This is a genomic window from Haematobacter genomosp. 1 (genome assembly GCF_002196855.1).
Lineage (GTDB): Bacteria > Pseudomonadota > Alphaproteobacteria > Rhodobacterales > Rhodobacteraceae > Haematobacter.
In genome coordinates this window covers 1-1,844 of the sequence record NZ_NIPW01000035.1, presented here as the reverse complement: position 1 = coordinate 1,844, position 1,844 = coordinate 1, and the positions used below count along the sequence as shown (strand labels likewise).

At 62.2% G+C, this 1,844-nt stretch carries 4 protein-coding genes; 2 read left to right on the top strand and 2 right to left on the bottom strand.

Going from position 1 to position 1,844, the window contains the following annotated elements:
• Window positions 1-11: 11 nt before the first annotated feature.
• Window positions 12-197 carry a hypothetical protein gene (locus CDV49_RS16595; protein WP_088216522.1) on the bottom strand — a complete coding sequence of 62 codons (186 nt, stop codon included), beginning with the start codon at window positions 195-197 and terminating at the stop codon, window positions 12-14.
• A 134-nt stretch (window positions 198-331) separates the two neighbouring features.
• Window positions 332-553: a hypothetical protein gene (locus tag CDV49_RS20295; protein WP_143413189.1), complete on the bottom strand. Its 222-nt coding sequence runs from the start codon at window positions 551-553 to the stop codon at window positions 332-334.
• Window positions 554-654: 101 nt separating this feature from the next.
• Between CDV49_RS20295 and CDV49_RS16585 the strand changes: the two genes are divergently transcribed.
• Window positions 655-897 carry a helix-turn-helix domain-containing protein gene (locus tag CDV49_RS16585; RefSeq protein ID WP_088216520.1) on the top strand — a complete coding sequence of 81 codons (243 nt, stop codon included), beginning with the start codon at window positions 655-657 and terminating at the stop codon, window positions 895-897.
• Window positions 894-1,802: a hypothetical protein gene (locus CDV49_RS16580; protein WP_088216519.1), complete on the top strand. Its 909-nt coding sequence runs from the start codon at window positions 894-896 to the stop codon at window positions 1,800-1,802. The genes CDV49_RS16585 and CDV49_RS16580 overlap by 4 nt, the downstream gene beginning before the upstream one ends.
• Window positions 1,803-1,844 lie beyond the last annotated feature (42 nt).

Here is a 1,844-nt window from a genome sequence, read left to right as displayed (position 1 = left end):
ATATCGCATGGTCATGCCGCACCGCCGTTCATCAGGTTGCGCGTCTGGCGCAGCGCGGCCCGCATGTAGCTCCGGGCCTCCCGGATCGGCTGCGGCAGCGGATGGCGGCTTTCGGTTGCGTCCAGCGCCAGCGCGAGGCAGTCGTGGATTTCGTGAAGGGCGGCAGCGGGGCCGTTCCCCTGAATGGGGTTCGTCATCGTCAGGCTCCTTTCCAGAGCGATGGTCAGGGATTGGGGGCGCCGGAGCGCGGGTCAGACAGTGGCGCGCAACTCTGCGCGCAAGGCATCGAGGCGGCGCCAGTCGCAGGGTTCCAGCCGGTCCTTGCATTCGATCAGGAAGATTTCCGCGCGGACTTCCTCAGACGGGCGGGCCGTGGTGGCGATAAGCGCCAGTTCCGCCGCGACACTTGCAGCGATGGCAGCAACCGCTTCACGTCCCACCAGGCGTAGCGCAGCGCACGGGCGAGCTTCTGGCGCAGCGGCTCCCGCGAACCGGCAAAGCGGCGCACGATGGTCCAGGCGGCTTTCATGATGGCAGAGCGGTCGTAGGTCATGGCGATTGCTCTATCTCTTGTGATAGATTATCTATACATCGAGATAGACTGCATATCAATACACTTTCTATCATGGTTGATAGATTTTCTATAGGTGAACAGTGAACGGTGAACAAATCCGCGCCGCCCGCGCCCTGCTCGGCTGGACGGCTTCTGACTTGGCCGAAGCATCAGGTATCAGCTATCCGACCATCCAAAGGATGGATGCCGCCAAGGGGCTGGTTTCCGGTCGGCATGAGACCGTCGAAGCAATCCGCAAGGCCCTCGAAGCTCAAGGCATCCAGTTCCTCGAAAGCGGACAGGTTGCGGCCGGGCTGGGCGTGGCATTGGGGGCGAAGCAATGATGCGCCGATCAGCCCTATTGCTCGCGACAGCAATGCTTGCCTCGCCGGTTGGTGCTCAGGGCATCTCGCCGGGCGCCGCCATTGCGATGGGCCAAGCCGCTCTGGAGCAAGGAGAGGTCGCGGCGGAGGCCGCGAAAAATGCTGCGAAAGAGTTCGAGGAAATCACCGCGAAGGGGCAGGATTTCCCGTCTGAGGCCGGATGCCTAAGTGTCCTTCAGAGCGCTGCCAATGCGACGCGTCTGGTCGTGAACATCATGCCGTTCTCCTCCGTCCAGACGCTGGAGGACGAACGCGGTCCCGTCCTTCGGTATCGTCTCCTTCTGAATGGTGAGAAGCACGTCGGACAGGTTTACTGCCAGGGCAGCAAATTGACGGGAGAGAAAGCCGAGTGGGTGAACGGCTCGACCCTTTCGGACAACTCTCCGGCTTCGACGCTCGACGCGGCCATGGGGGTCTTTGCCCTAAGTTATCTGCGAGGAGATTTCGGCTCGAAGTCCACGGAGGACGGTCGCGGTGCCGAAGATAAGGATGCGCTCTCCAGTTCACTGCCGCCGGAATCGGCGCCTCCTGCATCATCCGGCCGACCACTGACGAGCGGAGAAAAGGATGCAGTTCGCGTCGCGGTGCAATCTTGCTGGAGCGCGGGCTCACTGTCATCGGAGGCACAACGGGTCATCGTGACTGTCGGCGTGAACATGACGCAGAGCGGCACTCCCGAAGGCGGCTCAATACGCATGATCGGGTATGAGGGAGGGTCGGAAGGCGCGGCGCGGCAGGCTTTCGAGGCCGCGCGTCGCGCCATCCTCCGGTGCGGTAGCAAGGGCCTTCCATTGCCTGCGGAAAGCTATGAGCAATGGCGCTCCCTCCAATTCGTGTTTACTTCGGAGAACATGCGGCTGAAGTGAAGCGGAGACCGACCCTCATAATCCGGCAGCCCCCAAACACCC

Coding starts and splice junctions, on each gene's coding strand:
- CDV49_RS16595 (WP_088216522.1), bottom strand. CDS start 197: ATGACGAACCCCATTCAGGGGAACGGCCCCGCTGCCGCCCTTCACGAA.
- CDV49_RS20295 (WP_143413189.1), bottom strand. CDS start 553: ATGACCTACGACCGCTCTGCCATCATGAAAGCCGCCTGGACCATCGTG.
- CDV49_RS16580 (WP_088216519.1), top strand. CDS start 894: ATGATGCGCCGATCAGCCCTATTGCTCGCGACAGCAATGCTTGCCTCG.